Origin of the sequence: Streptomyces echinatus (assembly GCF_014203595.1) — a bacterium.
GTDB lineage: Bacteria > Actinomycetota > Actinomycetes > Streptomycetales > Streptomycetaceae > Streptomyces > Streptomyces echinatus.
The window spans coordinates 68,929-88,232 of record NZ_JACHJK010000016.1; the positions used below are offsets into that span (position 1 = coordinate 68,929).

The window sequence follows — 19,304 nt, forward strand, 5'->3', positions numbered from 1 at the left end:
CTCAGCCGGTGGTGAAGGTGAAGTCGTCCAGGTCGAACAGGGCTCCGCTGCCTCCCTTGAAGACCAGGTAGAGGGTGGTGGTGCCGCGCGGTGCGCGGGACAGGCCGGCGGTGACGTCCTGGTAGGTGTCCGGGCCGCCGGTCGCGGGCACGGTGGCCTTGCCCAGCAGGGTGCCGGTCGCGGATCCGGCGCGTACCTCGAGGGTGCCGCCGGCGCCGCCGGAGGCGATGCGCGCGGTGATCTTCTTGGCGTCGGACAGGACGTAGGGGGTGAAGGAGATCCAGTCGCCGTTGTGGATGTCGCCGACCACCTTGGCGCCGTGGGCGCTGCTGCGGGCGGTCACCGTGACGCCGGAGGAGTCGCCGAAGTGCTCGGCCTGGCGGTGGCGGGGCTCAAGGACGCTGCGGGCGTGCGTGGTGAGCGCTTCCTGGCCGCCGCCTCCGCCGTCGGTGTACTGGGCGTCGAGGACACCGAAGATGTTCGCGTCCTCGTCGTGGCCGCCGTCGGCGCTGGTCTGGATGGTGCCGGAGCAGCCCTGGGCGGAGGTCAGCGGGTGGCCGTGGGTGTCGTGGCCGAGGATGAAGTTGACGGTGACCTTGGCGCAGTCGACCGCCTTGCCGTCCTCGGGGTCGGTGACCTTCACCTTGAACGGTACGGCGTCGCCGAAGCTGAACAGCCGGCCGTCCTGCGGGAGTTCCAGGGTGACCTTGGGCGCGGTGTTGCCGACGACGACCCGGACGCTCGCGCTGCCGGTCCGGCCGGTGGTGTCCTTGGCGGTCACCGTGGCGGTGTAGGTGCCGTTCTTCTTGTACTTGTGGGTGGGGTCGGCCGCGGTGGAGGTGGCGCCGTCGCCGAAGTCCCAGCTGTAGGTGAGGGCGTCGCCGTCCTGGTCAGTGGTGCCGGCCGAGGAGAAGGCCACCTTCAGCGGCGCCTGTCCGGAGGTGCGGTCCGCGGCGGCCTGGGCCACCGGGGAGTGGCCGTCGGTGGCGTTCTCGATGCGGAACAGGCCCGAGTTGTCGTCGCCGCCGAACCAGGAGGTGCCGTAGTCCAGCACGTAGAGGGCGCCGTCGGGGCCGAAGGCCATGTCCATCACCTGGGTGCCGCTCCAGGGGACGTCCTTGATCGACTGGACCTTGCCGTCGGCGTCGCTGCTGATGCGCTTGATCCAGCGGCGGCCGAACTCACCGGCGAAGAAGTCGCCGTCGTAGGCCTCGGGGAACTTCACGGGCGAGTCGAGCGCGGGGTCGTAGTGGTAGACCGGGCCGCCCATCGGGGACTCGGAGCCGTCGCCGAACTCGGGTACGGAGGGGCCGTTGTACGGAATCCAGGCGGGCTGGGCCGGAGGCAGGTCGGTGAGACCGGTGTTGTGCGGGGAGTCGTTCTCCGGCGCCGAGCAGTCGAAGGTGGCGCCGGAGGTCTTCGTCGCGAAGTCGTAGTCGACGTAGGGGTCGTTGGCGCCGGTGCAGTACGGCCAGCCGAAGTTGCCGGCCTTGGTCACGCGGGCGAACTCGACCTGGCCGGCCGGGCCGCGGCCGGGGTTGGCGGCGCCGGCGTCGGGGCCGTAGTCGCCGACGTAGACGATGCCGGTCTTCTTGTCGACGCTGAACCGGAACGGGTTGCGGAAGCCCATGGCGTAGATCTCGGGCCGCGTCCTGGCGGTGCCGGGCGCGAAGAGGTTGCCGTCCGGGATGGAGTACGAGCCGTCGGCATCGACCTTGATGCGCAGGATCTTGCCGCGCAGGTCGTTGGTGTTGCCCGCGGTGCGCTGGGCGTCGAACCCGGGGTTGCGGTCGGCGCGCTCGTCCAGCGGGCTGTAGCCGTCGGACCGGAAGGGGTTGGAGTCGTCGCCGGTCGACAGGTACAGGTTGCCGTCCGCGTCGAAGTCGATGTCACCGCCGACGTGGCAGCACAGGCCGCGCGTGGTGGACACGTCGAGGATCTTCTTCTCGCTGGCCTTGTCGAGGGTGCCGTCGGTGTTCAGCACGAAGCGGGAGAGCCGGTTCACGCCGTCGAAGGGCGCGAAGTCGGCGGCGGTGCCGGTCTCCGGGGCGTCGCCCGCCGGTGTGTTCAGCGGCGGTGCGTAGTAGAGGTAGATGAAGCGGTTATGGGTGAAGTCCGGGTCGACGCCGACGCCTTGCAGGCCCTCCTCGTCGTGCGCGTAGACGTCGAGCTTGCCGGCGACGCGGGTGTTGCCCGCGGCGTCCGTCAGGCGAAGCTCGCCGTCGCGGGAGGTGTGCAGGACCGAGCGGTCGGGGAGGACGGCGAGCGACATCGGCTCGCCGACCTCCGCCTCGCCCTTGGCGAGGGTGACCTGCTGGAAGTCCTCCGTCGCCGCGGCGGCGTCCTGGCCGGTGACGGCTGCGCCGGCCTGGGGGGTGGTCAGGGTGAGGGTGGCGCCCGCGAGCAGTGCGCCGCTGAGCAGGGCGAGCGACTTGCGCAGGCGTGTTCCGCGGGGTCCGGTGCGGGTGGTGCGGTCGTTCCCGTGCACGAAGGGCCTCCAGAGTGGGGCTGGTTGTACGGGGCGGGTGCGTACGCCGGGATGCGCCGTCATCCCGGAGCCGTGACGAGCCGACGTGTGCGTCAGCTGGAGAAGGCCGCGTCGAACGAGGCCGACGGCGGCTCGAAGTCGAAGGTCCGCAGGCGGGCCAGGGCCTCGGGGGCGCCCTGGAGCCGGTCCATGCCGGCGTCCTCCCACTCCACGGATATGGGGCCGCGGTAGTCGATGGAGCGCAGCATGCGGAAGACGTCCTCCCAAGGGACGTCGCCGTGTCCGGCGGACACGAAGTCCCAGCCGCGGCGCGGGTCGCCCCAGGGCAGGTGGGAGCCTAGGCGGCCGTTGCGGCCGTCGAGGCGCTTGCGGGCTTCCTTGCAGTCCACGTGGTAGATCCGGTCGCGGAAGTCCCAGAGGAAGCCGACCGGGTCGAGGTCCTGCCACACGAAGTGGGAGGGGTCGAAGTTCAGCCCGAAGGCGGGCCGGTGGTCCACGGCGTCGAGGGCGCGCTGGGTGGTCCAGTAGTCGTAGGCGATCTCGCTCGGGTGGACCTCGTGGGCGAACCGTACCCCCTCGGTGTCGAAGACGTCGAGGATCGGGTTCCAGCGCTCGGCGAAGTCCTCGTAGCCGCGCTCGATCATGGATTCGGGGGCCGGCGGGAACATGGCGACCAGGTGCCAGATCGCGGAGCCGGTGAAGCCGATGACGGTGTCGACGCCGAAGGCGGCGGCCGCGCGGGCGGTGTCCTTGATCCGCTCCGCGGCGCGGCGCCGTACGCCCTCGGGGTCGCCGTCGGCCCAGATGTCACCGGGGAGGATGGCCTGGTGGCGTTCGTCGATGATGGCGTCGCAGACGGCCTGGCCGACGAGGTGGTTGGAGATCGCCCAGCACTTCAGGCCGTAACTGTCGAGGAGCTGGTGGCGGGACGCGAGGTAGCCGGGGTCGGCGAGCGCCTTGTCGACCTCGAAGTGGTCGCCCCAGCAGGCGAGTTCGAGTCCGTCGTAGCCGAAGTCACGGGCGAGGCGGCACACCTCCTCCAGGGGCAGGTCGGCCCACTGACCGGTGAACAGGGTGAACGGGCGGGGCATGTGACGGGCCTCCTCAGTCCGCGACGGGCGTGTAGACGGAGTTCTTCTCGGCGCTCTCCTCCACCGCCGCGAGGACACGCTGGACCTGGAGTCCGTCGGCGAAGGAGGGGTCGGGGCGGCGGCCCTCGTCGATGGCGTGCACGAGGTCGCGGGCCTGGTGGACGAAGGTGTGCTCGTAGCCGAGGCCGTGGCCCGGCGGCCACCAGGCGGCCATGTAAGGGTGGTCGGGTTCGGTGACGAGGATGCGGCGGAAGCCGGCCTCCGCCCCCGGTTCCGTGGCGTCGTGGAACCACAGCTCGTTGAGCCGTTCCAGGTCGAAGGAGAGCGAGCCGCGCTCGCCGTTCAGCTCGATGCGCAGGGCGTTCTTGCGGCCGGTGGCGTACCGGGTGGCCTCGAAGGACGCCAGGGCGCCGGAGGCGAACCGGCCGGTGAACAGGGCGGCGTCGTCCACGGTGACCGTGCCCGTGCCCGCCGCCGGCATCGCCGTCAGCCCGCTGCCCGCGCCGCCCGGCAGTGGCCGCTCTCGTACGAAGGTCTCCGTCAGCGCCGACACCCCGGCCAGCCGCTCCCCCGCGAGGTACTGGGCGAGGTCGACGATGTGGGCGCCCAGATCGCCGAGCGACCCGGAGCCCGCGAGCTCCCTGCGCAGCCGCCAGGTCAGCGGGAAGGCGGGGTCGGCCAGCCAGTCCTGGAGGTACGTCACCCGGACGTGCCGCAGGGTGCCGAGCCGGCCGTCGGCGACCATCCGGCGGGCGAGCGCGGTGGCCGGCAGCCGCCGGTAGTTGAAGCCGACCATGGCCAGCTGCCCCCGACCGTACGCCTCCTCGGCCGCCCGTGTCATCGTCTCGGCCTCGGCGGCCGAGTTCGCGAGCGGCTTCTCGCACAGGACGTGCTTGCCGGCGGCCAGCGCGGCGAGCGCGATCTCGGCGTGGCTGTCCCCGGGCGTGCAGATGTCCACGAGGTCGACGTCGTCCCGGGCGATCAGCGCACGCCAGTCGGTCTCGACGGCCGCCCAGCCGTGCCGGTCGGCCGCCGTCCGCGCCGCCACGCCGTCCCGGCCGCACAGCACCGCCAGCACGGGCTCCCGGGGCAGGCCGAAGACGCGTCCCGCGGTACGCCACCCCTGCGAGTGGGCGGCGCCCATGAAGGCGTATCCGACCATGCCCACACGCAGCGGGGGTTTCCCGGCGCCAGGTTCCGTCTCTGGGTCCGCCGACGGCTGCGGCTGCGGCTGTTCCATGCGCTCGTCCTCCTGTTGGTCGTGGCGCGGTAGGGGCTTACGTCCTCGCGCGGTGGGGGGTGCGGGCGGGACCGGTCACCGGAAGCCGGTGGACATGTACTGGTCGACGTTGGTCTTGTCGACGACGGCCGAGTAGAGCGTGATCGACGCGGGGATCTCGAACTCGGCGAGACCGCCGACGCCCTTGCCCTGGCCGAGGGCGCGGGCGAGGTCGATCGCGGAGGCGGCCATCGTGGGCGGGTACAGGACGGTCGCCTTCAGTACGCCGTCGTCCTGCTTGATCGCCTGGAAGGCGGCCAGCGCGCCGGCTCCGCCGACCATCAGGAAGTCGTTCCGGCCGGCCTGCTGAATGGCCCGGAGCGCGCCCACGCCCTGGTCGTCGTCGTGGTTCCACAGGGCGTCGAACTTGGACTGGGCCTGGAGCAGTTGCGCCATCTTGGACTGGCCGGACTCGACCGTGAACTCGGCGGCCTGGCGGGCCACCTTCTTGATGTTGGGGTAGTTCTTCAGGGCGTCGTCGAAGCCCTGGGTGCGCTGCTTGGTCAGCTCCAGGTTGTCCAGCCCGGCGAGTTCGACGACGCGGGCGTCGGGCTTGTCCTTGAGCTTCTCGCCGATGTAGCGCCCGGCGTTCAGGCCCATGCCGTAGTTGTCACCGCCGATCCAGCAGCGGTACGCCTGCGCGGAGTTGAAGATGCGGTCGAGGTTGACGACCGGGATGCCGGCGCGCATCGCCTTGAGGCCGACCTGGGTGAGCGCCTTGCCGTCGGCGGGCAGGACGACCAGGACGTCGACGTTCTTGTTGATGAGGGTCTCGATCTGGCCGATCTGCTGGGCGGTGTCGTTGGAGCCCTCGGTGATCTCCAGGGAGACGTCCGCGTACTTCTTGGCCCGGCTCTTGGCGTTGTCGTTGATGGCGTTCAGCCAGCCGTGGTCGGCCTGGGGGCCGGCGAAGCCGATGGTGACGTGCTTGCCGGGCTTGTCGTCGGCGGCCGGCCGCTCGTTCGCGGCGGCCTTGCCGTCGTCGGTCTCGTTGCTGGTGCAAGCCGTGAGCAGGGCTCCCGCGGAGACCGCCGCGGTCCCGAAGAGCAGTCCTCTGCGACTGGTGAGGTGCGACATGGCGATGAAACCTTTCCTCAGGCCGTGCGGGCGGTGCGGCGCTGGACCAGGACGGCGGCGACGATGATCGCGCCCTTGGCGATCTGCTGGACGTCGCTCTGGAGGTTGTTCAGGGCGAAGATGTTGGTGATCGTCGTGAAGATCAGGACGCCGAGCACGGAGCCGGTGACGGTGCCGCGGCCCCCGCTGAGCAGGGTTCCGCCGATGATCGCGGCCGCGATGGCGTCTAGTTCGTACAGGTTGCCGTTGGTGTTCTGGCCGGAGCCGGAGAGCACGATCAGCAGGAAGGCGGCGATGCCGCAGCAGAGCCCGGACAACAGGTAGAGGTAGAGCCGCTGGCGGCGGACGTCGATGCCGGCGAGCCGGGCGGCCTCGGAGTTGCCGCCGACGGCGACGGTGCGCCGGCCGAAGGTGGTGCGGTTGAGCAGGAGCCAGCCAACGATCGTCACGATCGCGAACACGATGACCAGCGGCGGGACCCCGAGCACATAGGAGTCGCGCTCCCCGAGCCGGAGGACGCTGTCAATGGTGACGATCTGCGTCTTGCCGTCCGTGATCTGGAGGGCGAGCCCGCGCGCCGAGGCCAGCATGGCGAGGGTGGCGATGAAGGGAACCATCCCGCCGTAGGCGATGAGCACGCCGTTGACCAGTCCGCAGCCGAGGCCGACGACCATCGCGGTGAACAGGATGCCCGCGAAACCGTACTCCTGGGTGGCGACCGTGGTCGCCCAGACGGAGGCGAGGGCCACGATGGCGCCGACCGAGAGGTCGATGCCGCCGGAGGTGATGACGAAGGTCATGCCGACGGTGACCACGCCGATCACGGAGGCCTGGGTGAGGACGAGTTGCAGGTTCCGGGTGTCGAGGAACTCGTCGGGCTTGGTGACGCCTCCGATGACGACGAGCGCGGCGAGCACACCGAGCAGGGAGAGGGTACGGACGTCGGCGCGGGCCGACAGGGAGCGCCAGGTGGCGGGCCGGCCGGCCGGCCCGATCTTGCCGGCGGTGTCCCGGGGCGGGGAGACGGGCTGCGTCATGACGCCGGGCTTCCTTCCATGACGAGGTCGAGGACACGGTGTTCATCCAGCTCCCGGGCGGGCGCCGTGTGGACGACCCGGCCCTCGCGGAGCACCAGCACGCGGTCGGCGAGGCCCAGCACCTCGGGTACCTCGCTGGAGACCAGCAGGACGGCGAGCCCTTCGTCGGCGAGGCGGCGCACCACCGCGTACAGTTCGGCGCGTGCGCCGACGTCGACGCCACGCGTGGGCTCGTCCAGCAGCAGCACCCGGCAGCCGCGCAACAGCCAGCGGGCCAGGACGGCCTTCTGCTGGTTGCCGCCGGACAGGGTCCGTACGGGCACGTCCGGGTTGTCGGGCCGCAGGGACAGTTCACGGACGGCGGCCCGTGCGGCGGCCCGTTCGGCGCGCCGGTCGACCCAGCCGGCCCGGGAGAAGCGGGACAGGGAGGACACCGAGACGTTCCGGGTGACGGACTCCAGCATCAGCAGGGCCTGGGCCTTGCGCTCCTCGGGTGCCAGTCCGAGTCCGGCGCGTACGGCCGAGCGGACGCTTCCGGGGCGCAGGGTCCGTCCCTCCACGGTGACCCGGCCTGCCGTGGGCCTGCGCGCACCGTAGATCGTCTCCAGGATCTCCGAGCGCCCGGAGCCGACCAGTCCGGCCAGTCCGACGATCTCCCCCGGCCGCAGGTCGAGGTCGAGCGGCGCGAACTCGCCGTCGCGCGCGAGGCCGCGGACCTGGAGGACCGGTGCGGCCTCCGGTTCCCCGACGGGCCGCTCGGGGAAGACGTACTCGACGTCGCGGCCGGTCATCAGCGCGACGACGTCCCTGGTCGGAGTGGTCTTGGCGGGCAGTCCCCCCGCGACCGCCCGCCCGTCCTTGAGTACGGTCACCCGGTCGCCGATGCGCCGGATCTCCTCCAGCCGGTGGGAGATGTAGACGACGGCGACACCGTCGGCGGTGAGGTCCCCCACGATCCGGAAGAGGTTGTCCACCTCGTCGGGGTCGAGCGCGGCGGACGGCTCGTCCATCACGATGAGCCGTACGTCGTGCGAGAGGGCGCGTGCCATCGACACGATCTGCTGCTGGGCCGCCGACAACTCCCCGACCAGCCGGGTGGGGTCGATCTCCGGATGTCCGAGCCGCTTGAGCAGCCCGCCTGTCGAGGTGCGGGCCGCCTTTCCGCGGACGACGAAGCCGGCGGCTGTCGGCTCGTGGCCGAGGTGCACGTTCTCCGCCACCGACAGGTGTTCCACCAGGTCGAGTTCCTGGTAGATGGTGGCGATGCCGAGCCGCATGGCGGCGATGGGCGAGCGCAGGGTGACCGGCTCGCCGCGCCAGCGGATGGTGCCGTCGTCCGGCTGGTGCGCGCCGGCCAGGACCTTGATGAGCGTGGACTTGCCGGCGCCGTTCTGGCCGAGCAGACAGTGCACTTCCCCCGCCTGGACGTCGAGGTCGACGCCGTCCAGGGCGCGGACACCGGGGAACGACTTGGTGATCCCGGACATGCTGAGCAGCGGTGGTTCTGGTGCCATGTGGGTTCCCCTCGGCGGACGTGCGGGCCGGTGTCAGGGCGTGCCGCGCCTGCGGCCGGGCAGGCGTGCTGCGGCTCGGAGGGCAGGGCTGTGTGCCGTACGGACGGAAGGCGTCGTTACACGAGTCAGTGGGCGTAGTGGATCAAGGTCGCGCGCGCTGACCGAGGGTCGGCGCGGTGAGGAGCTGTCGTGGGCCTACGCGGGTGAGAAGAGGTGGTCGCTGATCAGCCGGGCCGCGCCGATGACACCGGCGGTGGGACCCAGCTCCCCCAGGACGATGGGCAGGTTGCCGGTCGCGAGCGGGAGCGACTGGCGGTAGACCTGGGTGCGGATGGCTGCGAGCAGGGTGTGGCCGAGGCCGGTCACCCCGCCGCCGATCACCACCAGGCCGGGGTTGAAGAAGGACACGAGTCCGGCGATGACCTGGCCGACGTGGGTGCCGCCCGCGCGGATCAGATCGAGCGCGGTGGCGTCGCCGGCCGCCGCGGCGGCGGCCACGTCCACGGCGGACAGGGTGCCGTTCGCCTCCAGACGTGCCGCCAGCTCGGCGGACAGGCCCTGCCCGGCCGCCTGCACCGCGTCTCTCGCGAGCGCGGCGCCGCTGAAGTGGGCTTCCAGGCAGCCCCGGTTGCCGCAGGCACAGGGCCGGCCGTCGGGTACGGCCTGGATGTGGCCGATGTCCCCGGCGCTGCCGGTGGTGCCGCGGTGGACCCGGCCGCCGACCACGATGCCGCAGCCGATACCGGTGCCGATCTTGACGCAGAGGAAGTCGGCCGTGGTGCGGGCGACTCCGGCGTGCTGCTCCCCCATGGCCATGAGGTTCACGTCGTTGTCCACCATGACCGGGCAGCCGAGTTCCTGGCTGAGCGCCTCCCGTACGGGGAAGCCGTCCCAGCCGGGCATGATCGGCGGGGCGACCGGTACGCCGTCGGGGAAGCGGACCGGCCCGGGGACACCGATGCCGGCGCCGTCGAAGCCCCCGGCGAGCCCGGCGGCTTTCAACTTCTCCGCCATGGCCAGGACTTGTTCGAAGACAGCGACCGGTCCCTCACGGACGTCCATCGGCTGGTTGAGGTGGCCGAGGATCTCCAGTTCGGGGGTGGTGACGGCGACGTCGACCGAGGTCGCGCCGATGTCGACACCGAGGAACCTGAGGTCCGGGTTGAGCCGGACGTTGTGCGAACGGCGGCCGCCGCGCGAGGCGGCGAGTCCGTCGGCCGCGACGAGCCCCGTCTCCAGCAGCCGGTCCACCTCGACGGCCAGCTTGGACCGGGAGAGTTCGACCTGGTCGCCCAGTTGGGCACGGGAGTTGGGGCCGCTGTCACGGAGCAGCTTCAGCAGACGGGCCTGGTGCGCGTTCGCCGGTCGAGCGGTCATGCGTCTCACGTGCCCCTCCCCGCCAGTTTCGGCCACCAGTGTCGGGCTTTCGACGGCGAACGTAGCAGTGACGGCGGACCTGGGGAAGAAGTCGTGCACGGATTCCCGCAGACTTTTTCCACTGAGAGGACAAAGGGCCTGGCCCGGCGGCCGTCCACCACAGCGGCCCTTTCGCAGGCGACTCTCGCGCCCCGGACGTGACCGACCGTCTACCCGGGTGACCGCGACCGCTCTTCACACGCCGGTGAGCGTGCGGGAGGCGATGCATCCGTACGGGTGGGTGTGCGTGCCGTGGTCCGGCCCGCACCAAGCCGGGGGTTGCTCACCGGCCGACACCGAGGGATGTGCCCCACATACAGCCATGGCCCCCGGAAAGGACTTCCGGGGGCCACCGATCGGGCGTCGGCTCAGGCGACGATCGTGATGTTCTCCGCCTGCGGGCCCTTCTGGCCCTGCGTGACGTCGAAGGTCACGGACTGGCCTTCCTGCAGCTCACGGAAGCCGGAAGAGTTGATGTTGGAGTAGTGCGCGAAGACGTCGGGGCCCCCGCCGTCCTGCTGGATGAAACCGAAGCCCTTTTCGGCGTTGAACCACTTCACGGTCCCGCTGGCCATGCGTTTACCTCTCGGTCGAGCCGGGTCCGCACCGTGCAGACCCGCAGTGACTGCCGCGAGCACGCCATACATCAAAACGCCCGCACCTGGCGGTACGGGCAGGAACGGCGAACCACGACAACCACCCTGACGCTACACGCCGCAATGGTCCGACGCCACAGAGAAACACATCACCCGGCCCGCCGGCCCGCATAAATCCTGCCCCCGCGCGGCCCCGACGACTTCTCGAACGAGCGGCCAGGCGGGTGACGGTACGGCCGGCAGCCCCGTCTTGTGCCCGGCTCGCGCGCGGTGGGAAGTTGGAGGACCTCCACTCGCTGGGGAGAGGATCGCCGATGGCCTCGGACCACGACATGCTGTGGCGTCGCTGCGCGTACCTGGGGCGCGTCCTGCTGCCCCTGCTGGACCGCGAGCCGTGGCGTCAGGGTCGCCGCCATGACCGGCTGCGGGCCTGGGGCATCGACAGGGCGGTGGGAGAACGGCTGATCGAGGTCTTCGTGGCCCTGGCCTCCCACGCTGTCGCGGTGGACGCTTCCCTGTCCGTCGCGGAGTTCGAGGACCTGTCCATCAGTACCGTGGCCGACGCGACGACCGGCAAGCAGGACTTCGAACTGCTCGCCGGGCTTCCCGGCACCTTCGCCGACGACCGCGACGAAACCGCCGTCAAAATCTTCCGCCTGTACGCCTACACGGGCGACAGGTCCTGCCTGCAGCTGCTACGGCTGAGCACGGAGGCGCGGCATACGCTGACCGTCCTCGCCGCCCGCGCGACGGCACCGTTCCCCACATGCGCGGACATCTTCCGCCAGGCGGACGAGGCCGGGCGGCGAACCTCGCCCTCGCCGGATGAGACGTAGGCACCCCGGGCGCGCCGAGGCACCGCCACGGGCATCACTCACGGGACGGCCCCAGGAGGCTCGGGGCGCCGGCTGCACGACGCAGGCGCACGTCATGGTCTTCGTACGGAGAGGTCCTGGTCCTTGGCCTCGCTGATCACGCCGTCTTCGGCTCCGTCGCGTCTTCCCCGGGTGGGCTAGGTCGGCGGGCTCTCTGACGAGCCTCCGAGGCCGGACCGCCACAGCCGCGCCACGGTCGCCGCCACAGCCGCGCCGCGGTCGCCGTCACGCCGTCGCACGCGGCCTCCCCTCGCCCCGGCCGGAACCGGCCACCGGTCCGGGCTATTCTGGCCGGCGTACCTGGACACGGGGTGCCCCCGCACGGGGGCTGAGATCACACCCGTTGAACCTGAACCAGTTAGGACTGGCGGAGGGATGTCGTATGTCGTTGCCGTATGCCCATGAAGAGACGGCCGTCGCCGAGGCGCGCCGCGTCTTCGACGGCCGGATGCCGACGGCCCCCGGGGATCTGCGGGTGGAGGCGCGCGGCATCACGCCGGTGCCCGAGGACGCTCGCTACGGCAGCCCCCGGCGGCTCTTCACCGTGTGGTTCGCCCCCAACCTGACGATGACCGGCGTGTTCACCGGCACCGTGGGGGCGGCCCTCGGGCTGGACTTCGCCACCGCGCTGCTGGCCGTGGTGCTCGGTACCCTGCTCGGTGCGGTGCCCACGGCCTATCTGGGGACCTGGGGCAGTCAGACCGGCGCGGGCCAGCTGCCGCTGGCGAGGCTGGCCTTCGGACGGGCCGTCGCCCTGCCGGGCGCCCTGCAGTGGCTGTCGTCCATCGCCTGGGACGCGCTGATCGGTCTGTTCGGCGGGGACGCCCTGGCCCAGTTGTTCGGCTGGCCGTTCTGGCTGGGCGTCCTGGTGATGCTGGCGGCCCAGGGGGCGCTGGGCGTGATCGGATACGAGGCGATCCACCGCCTGCAGACGGTGATGACCTTCGCGCTCGGCGCCTCGTTCGTCGCGCTGGCGGTGAAGCTCGCGCACGGCGGCCATCCCGCGACGGCCGCGACCGTGCACGGCGCCGATCGGGCGGGCGCGTTCGTACTGACCTGCACCATCGCTTTGAGTCTCGCCCTCTCGTGGGCCCCGTACGCCAGCGACTTCAGCCGCTACCTGCCCCGGACGGCGTCCCGCCCGCGCATGTTCTGGTGCACCCTGCTCGGTGTCGGCGTGTCCTTCGTGGCGGTGCAGGCACTCGGGCTGTGGGGTGCCGCGCAGTTCACCGACCAGACCGCCCGCGGTGTGGACCGGCTGCTCGGCGGCGGCGCGCTCGGCGCGTTCGGGCTCCTCGCGGTCGCTCTCGCGGCGCTGTGCAGCAACGCCATGAACGACTACAGCGGGTCACTGGCGCTGCAGACCGTCGGCGCGCGGCTGCCGCGGCCGGTGGCCGCCGCGCTCGCCGCGGTGCTCGGTTTCCCGCTCGTGCTGTGGATGCATGCCGCCGACACCACCGCCCGCTTCCAGAACGTGCTGCTGTTCGTCGGCTACTGGATCCCCGCGTTCGTCGCGATCGTGATCGTCGACTGGCTGGCCCGCGCGCGGGCGCGCGGCGGCCGGCCGGTCGACCTGGCGGCGGAGGAGGCGGAGCCGCAGCCGTGGTGGCCGGCGATCACGGCGTTCGTCGTCGGATTCGCCGTCGCGGTGCCGTTCATGAGCACCAGCCTGTACGTGGGCCCGGTCGCCCAGGCCCTGCACGGCGCCGACCTCGCCTACCCCGTGGCGTTCCTCGCGGCCCTGCTCGTGTACACACCGCTGCGCCTACGCCGCGGGGCCTGAGCGCGCTCGCTCCCTTCGCTCACGGGGTGACCCTCCGTGCTCGTGGACGCATGACGCGCGAGTCTCCCCCCTCTCCAACCACCGGGCAGGCCAGGTCTGTTCACCCTGCCCGTGGGTACGGGAGCGTCAGCCGTCGTCGCTTGAGGGGCGGGACTTGCCTGCTCCCCGCCCGGTACCCGCGACGGCGGGGCACCCCATGCGTGCTCCGCCCGGCGGGTCTCATCGCCCTGCACGCCCCGGCCGGTACACCCTGCCCAGGCACGCGCCCGCTGGCAGGATCGGCGGTGTGATCGTATCTTCGTCCACCCGCCTGCTCGATCTGCAGCTCGCCGCATCCCTCACCCCGGAACAGCTGCGGCCCGGACGACGTGGCAAGTGACACAGGCCGTTGCACCGCGGCCTGCAACTAGGATGATCGCTCCGTGCCCGCGGACATGACACCGGGCCGGCCCCACTCACCTCCACACCCGTGGATCAGCCCTGCGGCTGCACCGTGACCGTGGGTTGATTGGCACGCTTTGTTACGAGATGACAGCCCTGGAGAGCTGAGTGCGCATAAGCAAGAGAACCAGGCCGGACGCTACGGGCGGTCGCCGCCCGCGTGGGCGGCGGAAGACCGGGCGGCAGGAGCGCGGCAACCGGATCGTCGTTCTTGATGCCCTGCGGCTCATCGCGGCCCTGATGGTGGTTTCCTACCACTATGTAGCGTTCGGCGAGGGATGGGACGGCCCCCAGGCGCAGCTCTTCCCGGTCATCTTCCGGCCTTCCGCCTACGGGTGGCTGGGCGTCGAGCTGTTCTTCATGATCAGCGGCTTCGTCATCTGCATGAGCTGCTGGGGACGTACCGTCGCGGATTTCTTCACCTCCCGGGTGATCCGGCTGTTTCCCGCCTACTGGCTGGGCGTGCTCGCGACCACCGCGGTGGTCACCCTCGTTCCCGGCGGCCTCGAGCCGCATGCCTGGCGCGAGGTGCTGGTCAACCTGACGATGCTCCAGTGGCCCCTCGGCGTCGAGCACGTCGACGGGGTGTACTGGACGCTCTGGGCGGAACTGCGCTTCTACCTGCTGTTCGCCCTCGTCGTATGGCGTGGCCTCACCTACCGGCGGGTGATCACCTTCTGCTGCGTCTGGGCGACCGTCGCACTGCTGGCCAAGGGGTACGGCTCCGGTCCGCTCAGTGACCTCGTCATGGCCCAGTACTGCTGGTTCTTCATCGCCGGCCTGGCCTTCTTCCTGATCCACCGCTTCGGGCCGAACCTGCTGCTGTGGGGCATCGTGGGCCTGTCCTTCGCCATGGGGCAGCACACCGCCATGCAGACCTGGCGACGGAGCCTGCACTACGTGGGGCACAACATCCCCGGCGGGGGTGTGGCCGTGCTGATCACGGTCTTCTTCGCCGTGATGGCGGGCGTCTCCCTGGGCTGGTTCCACCGGATCGACTGGCGCTGGCTGCCGGCGGCCGGTGCCCTCACCTATCCGCTGTACCTGCTCCACGAGTCCATCGGCTGGGAGGTCTTCCACCACCTCCAGTACAAGGTCGACCGCTGGCTGCTGCTCGGCGGCACCGTGGCAGGCATGCTTCTGCTGGCCCACCTGGTGCACCGGCTCGTCGAGAGGCCGGTCTCCAGGAGGCTGAAACGCGGATTGAGCGCCGCCTTCGCGCAGGTACGCGCCGCCGACACCGACGACGGCCGGCGCCCGGGCGAGCCGGCGCCACCGTTCGGCGACACCGGCCGACCTGCCTCGGACCCGGTCACCCCGCCGCTGGAGACCACCGCGGCCGCGCCCCGGACCTGAGGCCGGTCCCACGGACCCGGCGCCATCCTGTCGGGTTCAGATCATGTAGATTCAAACCCACCTTCACCGTTTGTTGTGACGATGTGATCACAACGTCATCGCTCACGGACCCGGTCGAGGGTAGGTTCGATCGTCCGGCTCCGGGGCGATCACCGGCGCCGCCTCTTCTGGCGGCGCCCCGCCTCCGGAGCCTTGCCGATGGCGCGTGAAGGCGTCTCGGTGACGTCTGACGAGCAAGGAGATCCTGACGGTGCCCGTTCGCCGCCTCGCGCACCCTCCGCGGCCCACATCCGAGGAAGCCGCATCCATACCGAAACCGCGCGACGGCGCTCCCGGAGAACGGGGCGGGCGGACGGCGGCCGGCAACGCGGGCTTGCGGCTGGACATCCAGGGCCTGCGCGCGGTGGCCGTCTCGCTGGTGGCGTTCGCGCACGCCGGCGTGGCCCCGGTGGCCGGCGGCTACATCGGTGTGGACGTCTTCTTCGTGATCTCCGGCTTCCTGATCACGTCGCTGATGCTCCGGGAACACCGCCGTGAAGGCAAGATCGCGCTGGGCCGCTTCTACGCCCGGCGCGCGCTGCGTCTGCTGCCCGCCTCGACGCTCGTCGTCATGGCGACGCTCGCGGGCTCCTGGCTCTTCCTCGGCCCGCTGCGCTTCGCGGACTACGCCAAGGACGCCATCGCCTCCGCCTGGTACGTCGTCAACTTCCGGCTCGCCGACGCCGGCACCGACTACTTCAACACGGATGTGCCGCCCTCGCCGTTCCAGCACTTCTGGTCGCTGGCGGTGGAGGAGCAGTTCTATCTGATCTGGCCGATCCTCCTGATCGTCGCCCTGAAGCTGTTCCGGCGCCGGGCGCTGCTCGCGCTGCCGCTGCTGGCCCTGGCCGCGGGCTCCTTCGCGGTCAACCTCCACCTCACCGAGACCTCTCCGTCCTGGGCCTACTTCGGCTCACAGGGCCGCATCTGGGAACTCGCGGTCGGCGCCGTGCTGGCGCTGGCGGCGGACCGTCTCGACGACATCCCGCGGCCGGTCGCCGCGGTCGTCAGCTGGGCCGGTCTGGGCGCCATCGCCTACGGTGCCGTCGTCTTCGACGACAGCACCCGCTTCCCCGGCCACAACGCGATCGTCCCGGTGTTCGGCGCCGCCGCCGTGCTGGCCTGCGGCGCCGCGGGCGGCCGCTGGGGCGCGGGCGCGCTGCTGTCCCTGCGCCCGGCCGTCTGGGTCGGCGGTGTCTCGTACGCCTGGTACCTGTGGCACTGGCCGCTGATCCTGCTCGTCCCCGCCGCCGCCGGCTTCGGCGAGCACGACGGTCCGCTGCGTCTGATCGCCGCGCTGTGCGGCATCCCGCTCGCCTGGCTGACGCTGCACCTCATCGAGAACCCGATGCGTTTCCACCGCGCCTTCAAGGCCCGGGCCGGGCGGGGTCTGGTGCTCGGTCTCGGCCTGTCGGCCGTCACGGCCTGCGTCGCGGTGGTCGCCGCGCAGTTCCCGCCGCAGCTGGACGAGGGCGTGGCCCGGCAGAAGACCCAGCAGGTGCTCGCCAAGGCGGCCGACCCGCGGGCGGCGCTGACCGAGCTGCTGGAGCAGAAGGTGGACAAGCTGCCGTCCAACCTCTCGCCCAGCATGCGGGACACCGCCTACAAGCGGTCCAAGGTGTACACCGACGACTGCGCCCTGACGATGACCGGCACGGTGCAGACGCAGCCCTGCCTGTACGGCGACACGAAGGCGGACCGCAGCGTCGTCCTGTTCGGCGACTCGCACGTCGCCCAGTGGTTCCCGGCGCTCGACGCGATCGCCAAGAAGCACCACTGGCGGCTCTACTCGCTCACGAAGAACGCGTGCAAGGTCGCCCAGATCACCATCGAATACAACAAGGGCCCCTACTCGACCTGTGACGACTGGCGGAAGGTCACGATCGAGAAGATCCTCAAGATGAAGCCCGAGCTCGTCATCACCTCCAGCTCCAACTCGGCGAAGCTGTGGGGCGACGGCGACATCGCCGAGGCCTGGGGCAAGGGGCAGGCCGAGACGTACCGCATCCTGCAGCACGGCCGCACGCGGGTGATGACCATCCTGGACACCCCGTGGCCGAAGAACAACGCGGTGGACTGCGCGACCGCCCACTCGAGCGATCTGAGTGCCTGCGCGCGCGACCGCTCGGAGGCCGACCCGAAGCCGGAAGTCACCAAGGCGATCAAGGCGGCCGCCGACGCCGAGGGTGTGACGATCGTCAACCCCTACGACTGGGTGTGCGCGCCCTCCGGCAACTGCCCGGTCGTCGTGGGCAACACGATGGTCTACCGCGACTACGGTCACCTCGCGGACGGCTATGTGAAGGCCCTCACGCCGGTCGTCGAGGACAAGCTCCTGCGCCTGTTCGGCGAGGATCTCCGTAAGCGCCCGGGCGCCTGACCCGGAACACGAAGGGGCCGGCGGTCGTTCACCGACCACCGGCCCCTTCGCCGTCTCCGCTCCGGCGCCCGCCGCGTTCGCCCTCCCTCGGGCCTCGTGGCGCCGACGGGCGAGATGGACGGTGAGGCCGGCGGTCATCTCGACCCGGTCCGGGAGACCCCGCGCGATCCGGCTGAACACCTGCTCCCGCTTCGACGTCGTCTCGGCCTACCTCCTCGTGCCGACTCCGCCTCGACGGCTTCCCGCGGGGCCGGGATCCGCCCTGATGTCCTCTGAAGAATTCGCGTACCTCGACGGAACGTTTCGCGTGGACGGCTCCTCTGGAGGGTGACGGATTCCCGAAGTCGCCGCAGGAGGACCCATGCCGTATCGGACCGACAGTCCCGCGCCCGTCCGCGCCGCCACGCTCGTCGCCTCGGTGCTCACCGTGGACGCCCTGCTCCACCTGTACTGGACGACCGGCGCCACCTGGCCGGCGACCGACGACGGGAGCCTGTCCCGAGCGGTTCTCGGTACGGACGCACCGTTCACACCGCCGGTCCTGCTCCCGCTCGTCGCCCTCCTCCTCACCGCCGCCGCGTTCGTCCTGGCCCACTCCCGCCGCCCCCGCCACGCGGTCCTCCGCCTCGGCACCCTGGCCGTGGCCGCGGGCCTCTCGCTGCGCGCCCTCGCGGGAATCTACTGGCTGTTCGCCAAGGAGACCGGCACCGCCTTCTACTGGCTCAACCTCGCGCTCTACACCCCGCTGTGCGCCGTCCTGGCCGTCGCCGCCCTGCGCGTGGCGCGGTGGAAGGATCAGGCCCGTGCCCGATGACCGAACCGACGACCGGACGGCCGTGCTGGTGCGAGCCGCCCAGCGTGGCGACACCCTCGCCATGGCCGAACTCCTGGACGTACTCGCCCCGTACGTGGGTCGTGTGTGCTCGGCCGTCGCCCTGGACCAAGGGGCGGACGCGGCGCAGGAGGCCCTGGTGGCGGTCTTCAAGTCGCTGCGCACACTGAAGAACCCGGCCGCCCTGCACGGCTGGGTCCGGGCCATCGCCGTGCGCGAGGCGCTCCGCACCGCACATCGCGCCGGCCGCACCGTACCGGCCGATCTCAGCGCGCTCCCGGCCCGCGGAGACCCCCAGCTCTCCACCGACATCAGGGACGTACTGGACCGGCTCTCCCCCGAACACCGTGCGGTGCTGATGCTGCGTGACGTGGAGGGCCTGGACGAGCGCACCGCCGCGGCCCTCCTCGGTGTGCGCACGGGCACCGTCAAGTCGCGACTGCACCGAGCCCGCGACACCTTCCGGAAGGCGTGGACGTCATGAACGAACACTGGCCCACCACCGACCTCGACCCCGTGCGCCGCCTGCACGTCCTGGCCGCCGGCATCCGCGGCGCCCACGTGACCGAGGCGCACGTCGACGCACCCTTCGAGCGGGTCTGGTCCCTGCTGGGCGACCTGGAGGGCGGGTTCGGACAGGTGGTGACCGACATGGAGCGGCTCCGGGTCGTCCGCCGGCAGGGCGAGCGCGTCGAGGCGCTGGCGCGCAGCAGGTATGGGATGCGGGCCCGGCTGCGCGGGGTGCAGCGGCCGGGCTGGTGCTGGCTGCAGAGCCGGTTCCTGCTGATCGGTGTGGCGGCGGCGCCCGAAGGACCGGGTACGCGGGTGGCGTTCACCGGCGGCGTGCGGCTGCCGTCCCGCGCCGCCCTGGTCCCCCTGGGCGTACGCCGGGAGGGCGGCCGCAGCGTGCGGAACCTGACGGCCCTGCTGTGAACCGGACAGCGACCTTGCTCCTCGATGAGCGCGGTGGGTCACCGGCAGCCGGCGCGGCGCGCTCCCGGAGAGCTTCCCTCGGGCTTGCGGGAGGTCATGTGCGGTGCCGCCCGGGCGGAATCCGGCATTCTGCACCCTGTTGCAAAATCACCGGGACAGACGTGCGA

Annotated in this window: 15 protein-coding genes and 1 riboswitch; of the genes, 7 read left to right on the forward strand and 8 right to left on the reverse strand. The window is 71.3% G+C overall.

All coding sequences use genetic code 11. The annotated features are described in order from the left end of the window. Position 1 precedes the first annotated feature (1 nt). The 8 genes from FHS34_RS34230 to FHS34_RS34265 all read right to left on the reverse strand — a co-directional run bounded on the left by FHS34_RS34230 (position 2) and on the right by FHS34_RS34265 (position 10,477). Positions 2 to 2,488 (reverse strand): PQQ-dependent sugar dehydrogenase, encoded by a 2,487-nt coding sequence (locus tag FHS34_RS34230; RefSeq protein ID WP_225817378.1) that lies wholly within the window; start codon positions 2,486 to 2,488, stop codon positions 2 to 4. A 92-nt stretch (positions 2,489 to 2,580) separates the two neighbouring features. Next, on the reverse strand, positions 2,581 to 3,579 hold the full coding sequence (locus FHS34_RS34235) for a sugar phosphate isomerase/epimerase family protein (RefSeq protein WP_184972813.1): 999 nt from the start codon (positions 3,577 to 3,579) through the stop codon (positions 2,581 to 2,583). A 13-nt stretch (positions 3,580 to 3,592) separates the two neighbouring features. Continuing rightward, positions 3,593 to 4,819: a Gfo/Idh/MocA family protein gene (locus tag FHS34_RS34240; protein WP_184972815.1), complete on the reverse strand. Its 1,227-nt coding sequence runs from the start codon at positions 4,817 to 4,819 to the stop codon at positions 3,593 to 3,595. Positions 4,820 to 4,894: 75 nt separating this feature from the next. Further along, complete coding sequence (locus FHS34_RS34245; protein ID WP_184972817.1) at positions 4,895 to 5,935, reverse strand: substrate-binding domain-containing protein; 1,041 nt, start codon at positions 5,933 to 5,935, stop codon at positions 4,895 to 4,897. 17 nt (positions 5,936 to 5,952) lie between these two features. After that, positions 5,953 to 6,972 carry an ABC transporter permease gene (locus FHS34_RS34250; RefSeq protein ID WP_184972819.1) on the reverse strand — a complete coding sequence of 340 codons (1,020 nt, stop codon included), beginning with the start codon at positions 6,970 to 6,972 and terminating at the stop codon, positions 5,953 to 5,955. Further along, complete coding sequence (locus FHS34_RS34255; protein ID WP_184972821.1) at positions 6,969 to 8,486, reverse strand: sugar ABC transporter ATP-binding protein; 1,518 nt, start codon at positions 8,484 to 8,486, stop codon at positions 6,969 to 6,971. Before FHS34_RS34255 ends, FHS34_RS34250 begins: the two co-directional genes overlap by 4 nt. A gap of 195 nt (positions 8,487 to 8,681) precedes the next feature. Beyond that, positions 8,682 to 9,863, reverse strand: coding sequence for an ROK family transcriptional regulator (locus FHS34_RS34260; protein ID WP_184972823.1), 1,182 nt, complete (start codon positions 9,861 to 9,863; stop codon positions 8,682 to 8,684). 407 nt (positions 9,864 to 10,270) lie between these two features. Then, positions 10,271 to 10,477 carry a cold-shock protein gene (locus tag FHS34_RS34265; protein ID WP_184972825.1) on the reverse strand — a complete coding sequence of 69 codons (207 nt, stop codon included), beginning with the start codon at positions 10,475 to 10,477 and terminating at the stop codon, positions 10,271 to 10,273. A gap of 335 nt (positions 10,478 to 10,812) precedes the next feature. Between FHS34_RS34265 and FHS34_RS34270 the strand changes: the two genes are divergently transcribed. The 7 genes from FHS34_RS34270 (at position 10,813) to FHS34_RS34300 (ending at position 19,137) form a co-directional block, all read left to right on the forward strand. Beyond that, positions 10,813 to 11,334, forward strand: coding sequence for a hypothetical protein (locus tag FHS34_RS34270; RefSeq protein WP_184972827.1), 522 nt, complete (start codon positions 10,813 to 10,815; stop codon positions 11,332 to 11,334). A gap of 336 nt (positions 11,335 to 11,670) precedes the next feature. Continuing rightward, positions 11,671 to 11,766, forward strand: a riboswitch (TPP riboswitch). After that, positions 11,756 to 13,156 carry a purine-cytosine permease family protein gene (locus FHS34_RS34275; protein WP_184972829.1) on the forward strand — a complete coding sequence of 467 codons (1,401 nt, stop codon included), beginning with the start codon at positions 11,756 to 11,758 and terminating at the stop codon, positions 13,154 to 13,156. (Overlaps the previous riboswitch by 11 nt.) Positions 13,157 to 13,837: 681 nt before the next feature. Continuing rightward, positions 13,838 to 14,953, forward strand: coding sequence for an acyltransferase family protein (locus FHS34_RS34280; protein ID WP_245002501.1), 1,116 nt, complete (start codon positions 13,838 to 13,840; stop codon positions 14,951 to 14,953). Positions 14,954 to 15,326: 373 nt separating this feature from the next. Next, positions 15,327 to 17,372: an acyltransferase family protein gene (locus tag FHS34_RS34285; protein ID WP_225817379.1), complete on the forward strand. Its 2,046-nt coding sequence runs from the start codon at positions 15,327 to 15,329 to the stop codon at positions 17,370 to 17,372. Positions 17,373 to 17,733: 361 nt separating this feature from the next. After that, complete coding sequence (locus FHS34_RS34290) at positions 17,734 to 18,186, forward strand: DUF3995 domain-containing protein (RefSeq protein WP_184972833.1); 453 nt, start codon at positions 17,734 to 17,736, stop codon at positions 18,184 to 18,186. Continuing rightward, complete coding sequence (locus FHS34_RS34295) at positions 18,176 to 18,688, forward strand: RNA polymerase sigma factor (protein ID WP_184972835.1); 513 nt, start codon at positions 18,176 to 18,178, stop codon at positions 18,686 to 18,688. Before FHS34_RS34290 ends, FHS34_RS34295 begins: the two co-directional genes overlap by 11 nt. After that, positions 18,685 to 19,137: a hypothetical protein gene (locus FHS34_RS34300; RefSeq protein WP_184972837.1), complete on the forward strand. Its 453-nt coding sequence runs from the start codon at positions 18,685 to 18,687 to the stop codon at positions 19,135 to 19,137. Before FHS34_RS34295 ends, FHS34_RS34300 begins: the two co-directional genes overlap by 4 nt. The last annotated feature ends 167 nt before the right edge of the window (positions 19,138 to 19,304 follow it).

Bases quoted from the DNA above. Each gene is read 5' to 3' on its own strand.
- FHS34_RS34235 (WP_184972813.1), bottom strand. From the start codon at position 3,579: ATGCCCCGCCCGTTCACCCTGTTCACCGGTCAGTGGGCCGACCTGCCC.
- FHS34_RS34240 (WP_184972815.1), bottom strand. From the start codon at position 4,819: ATGGAACAGCCGCAGCCGCAGCCGTCGGCGGACCCAGAGACGGAACCT.
- FHS34_RS34245 (WP_184972817.1), bottom strand. From the start codon at position 5,935: ATGTCGCACCTCACCAGTCGCAGAGGACTGCTCTTCGGGACCGCGGCG.
- FHS34_RS34250 (WP_184972819.1), bottom strand. From the start codon at position 6,972: ATGACGCAGCCCGTCTCCCCGCCCCGGGACACCGCCGGCAAGATCGGG.
- FHS34_RS34255 (WP_184972821.1), bottom strand. From the start codon at position 8,486: ATGGCACCAGAACCACCGCTGCTCAGCATGTCCGGGATCACCAAGTCG.
- FHS34_RS34260 (WP_184972823.1), bottom strand. From the start codon at position 9,863: ATGACCGCTCGACCGGCGAACGCGCACCAGGCCCGTCTGCTGAAGCTG.
- FHS34_RS34265 (WP_184972825.1), bottom strand. From the start codon at position 10,477: ATGGCCAGCGGGACCGTGAAGTGGTTCAACGCCGAAAAGGGCTTCGGT.
- FHS34_RS34270 (WP_184972827.1), top strand. From the start codon at position 10,813: ATGGCCTCGGACCACGACATGCTGTGGCGTCGCTGCGCGTACCTGGGG.
- FHS34_RS34275 (WP_184972829.1), top strand. From the start codon at position 11,756: ATGTCGTTGCCGTATGCCCATGAAGAGACGGCCGTCGCCGAGGCGCGC.
- FHS34_RS34280 (WP_245002501.1), top strand. From the start codon at position 13,838: ATGGTGGTTTCCTACCACTATGTAGCGTTCGGCGAGGGATGGGACGGC.
- FHS34_RS34290 (WP_184972833.1), top strand. From the start codon at position 17,734: ATGCCGTATCGGACCGACAGTCCCGCGCCCGTCCGCGCCGCCACGCTC.
- FHS34_RS34300 (WP_184972837.1), top strand. From the start codon at position 18,685: ATGAACGAACACTGGCCCACCACCGACCTCGACCCCGTGCGCCGCCTG.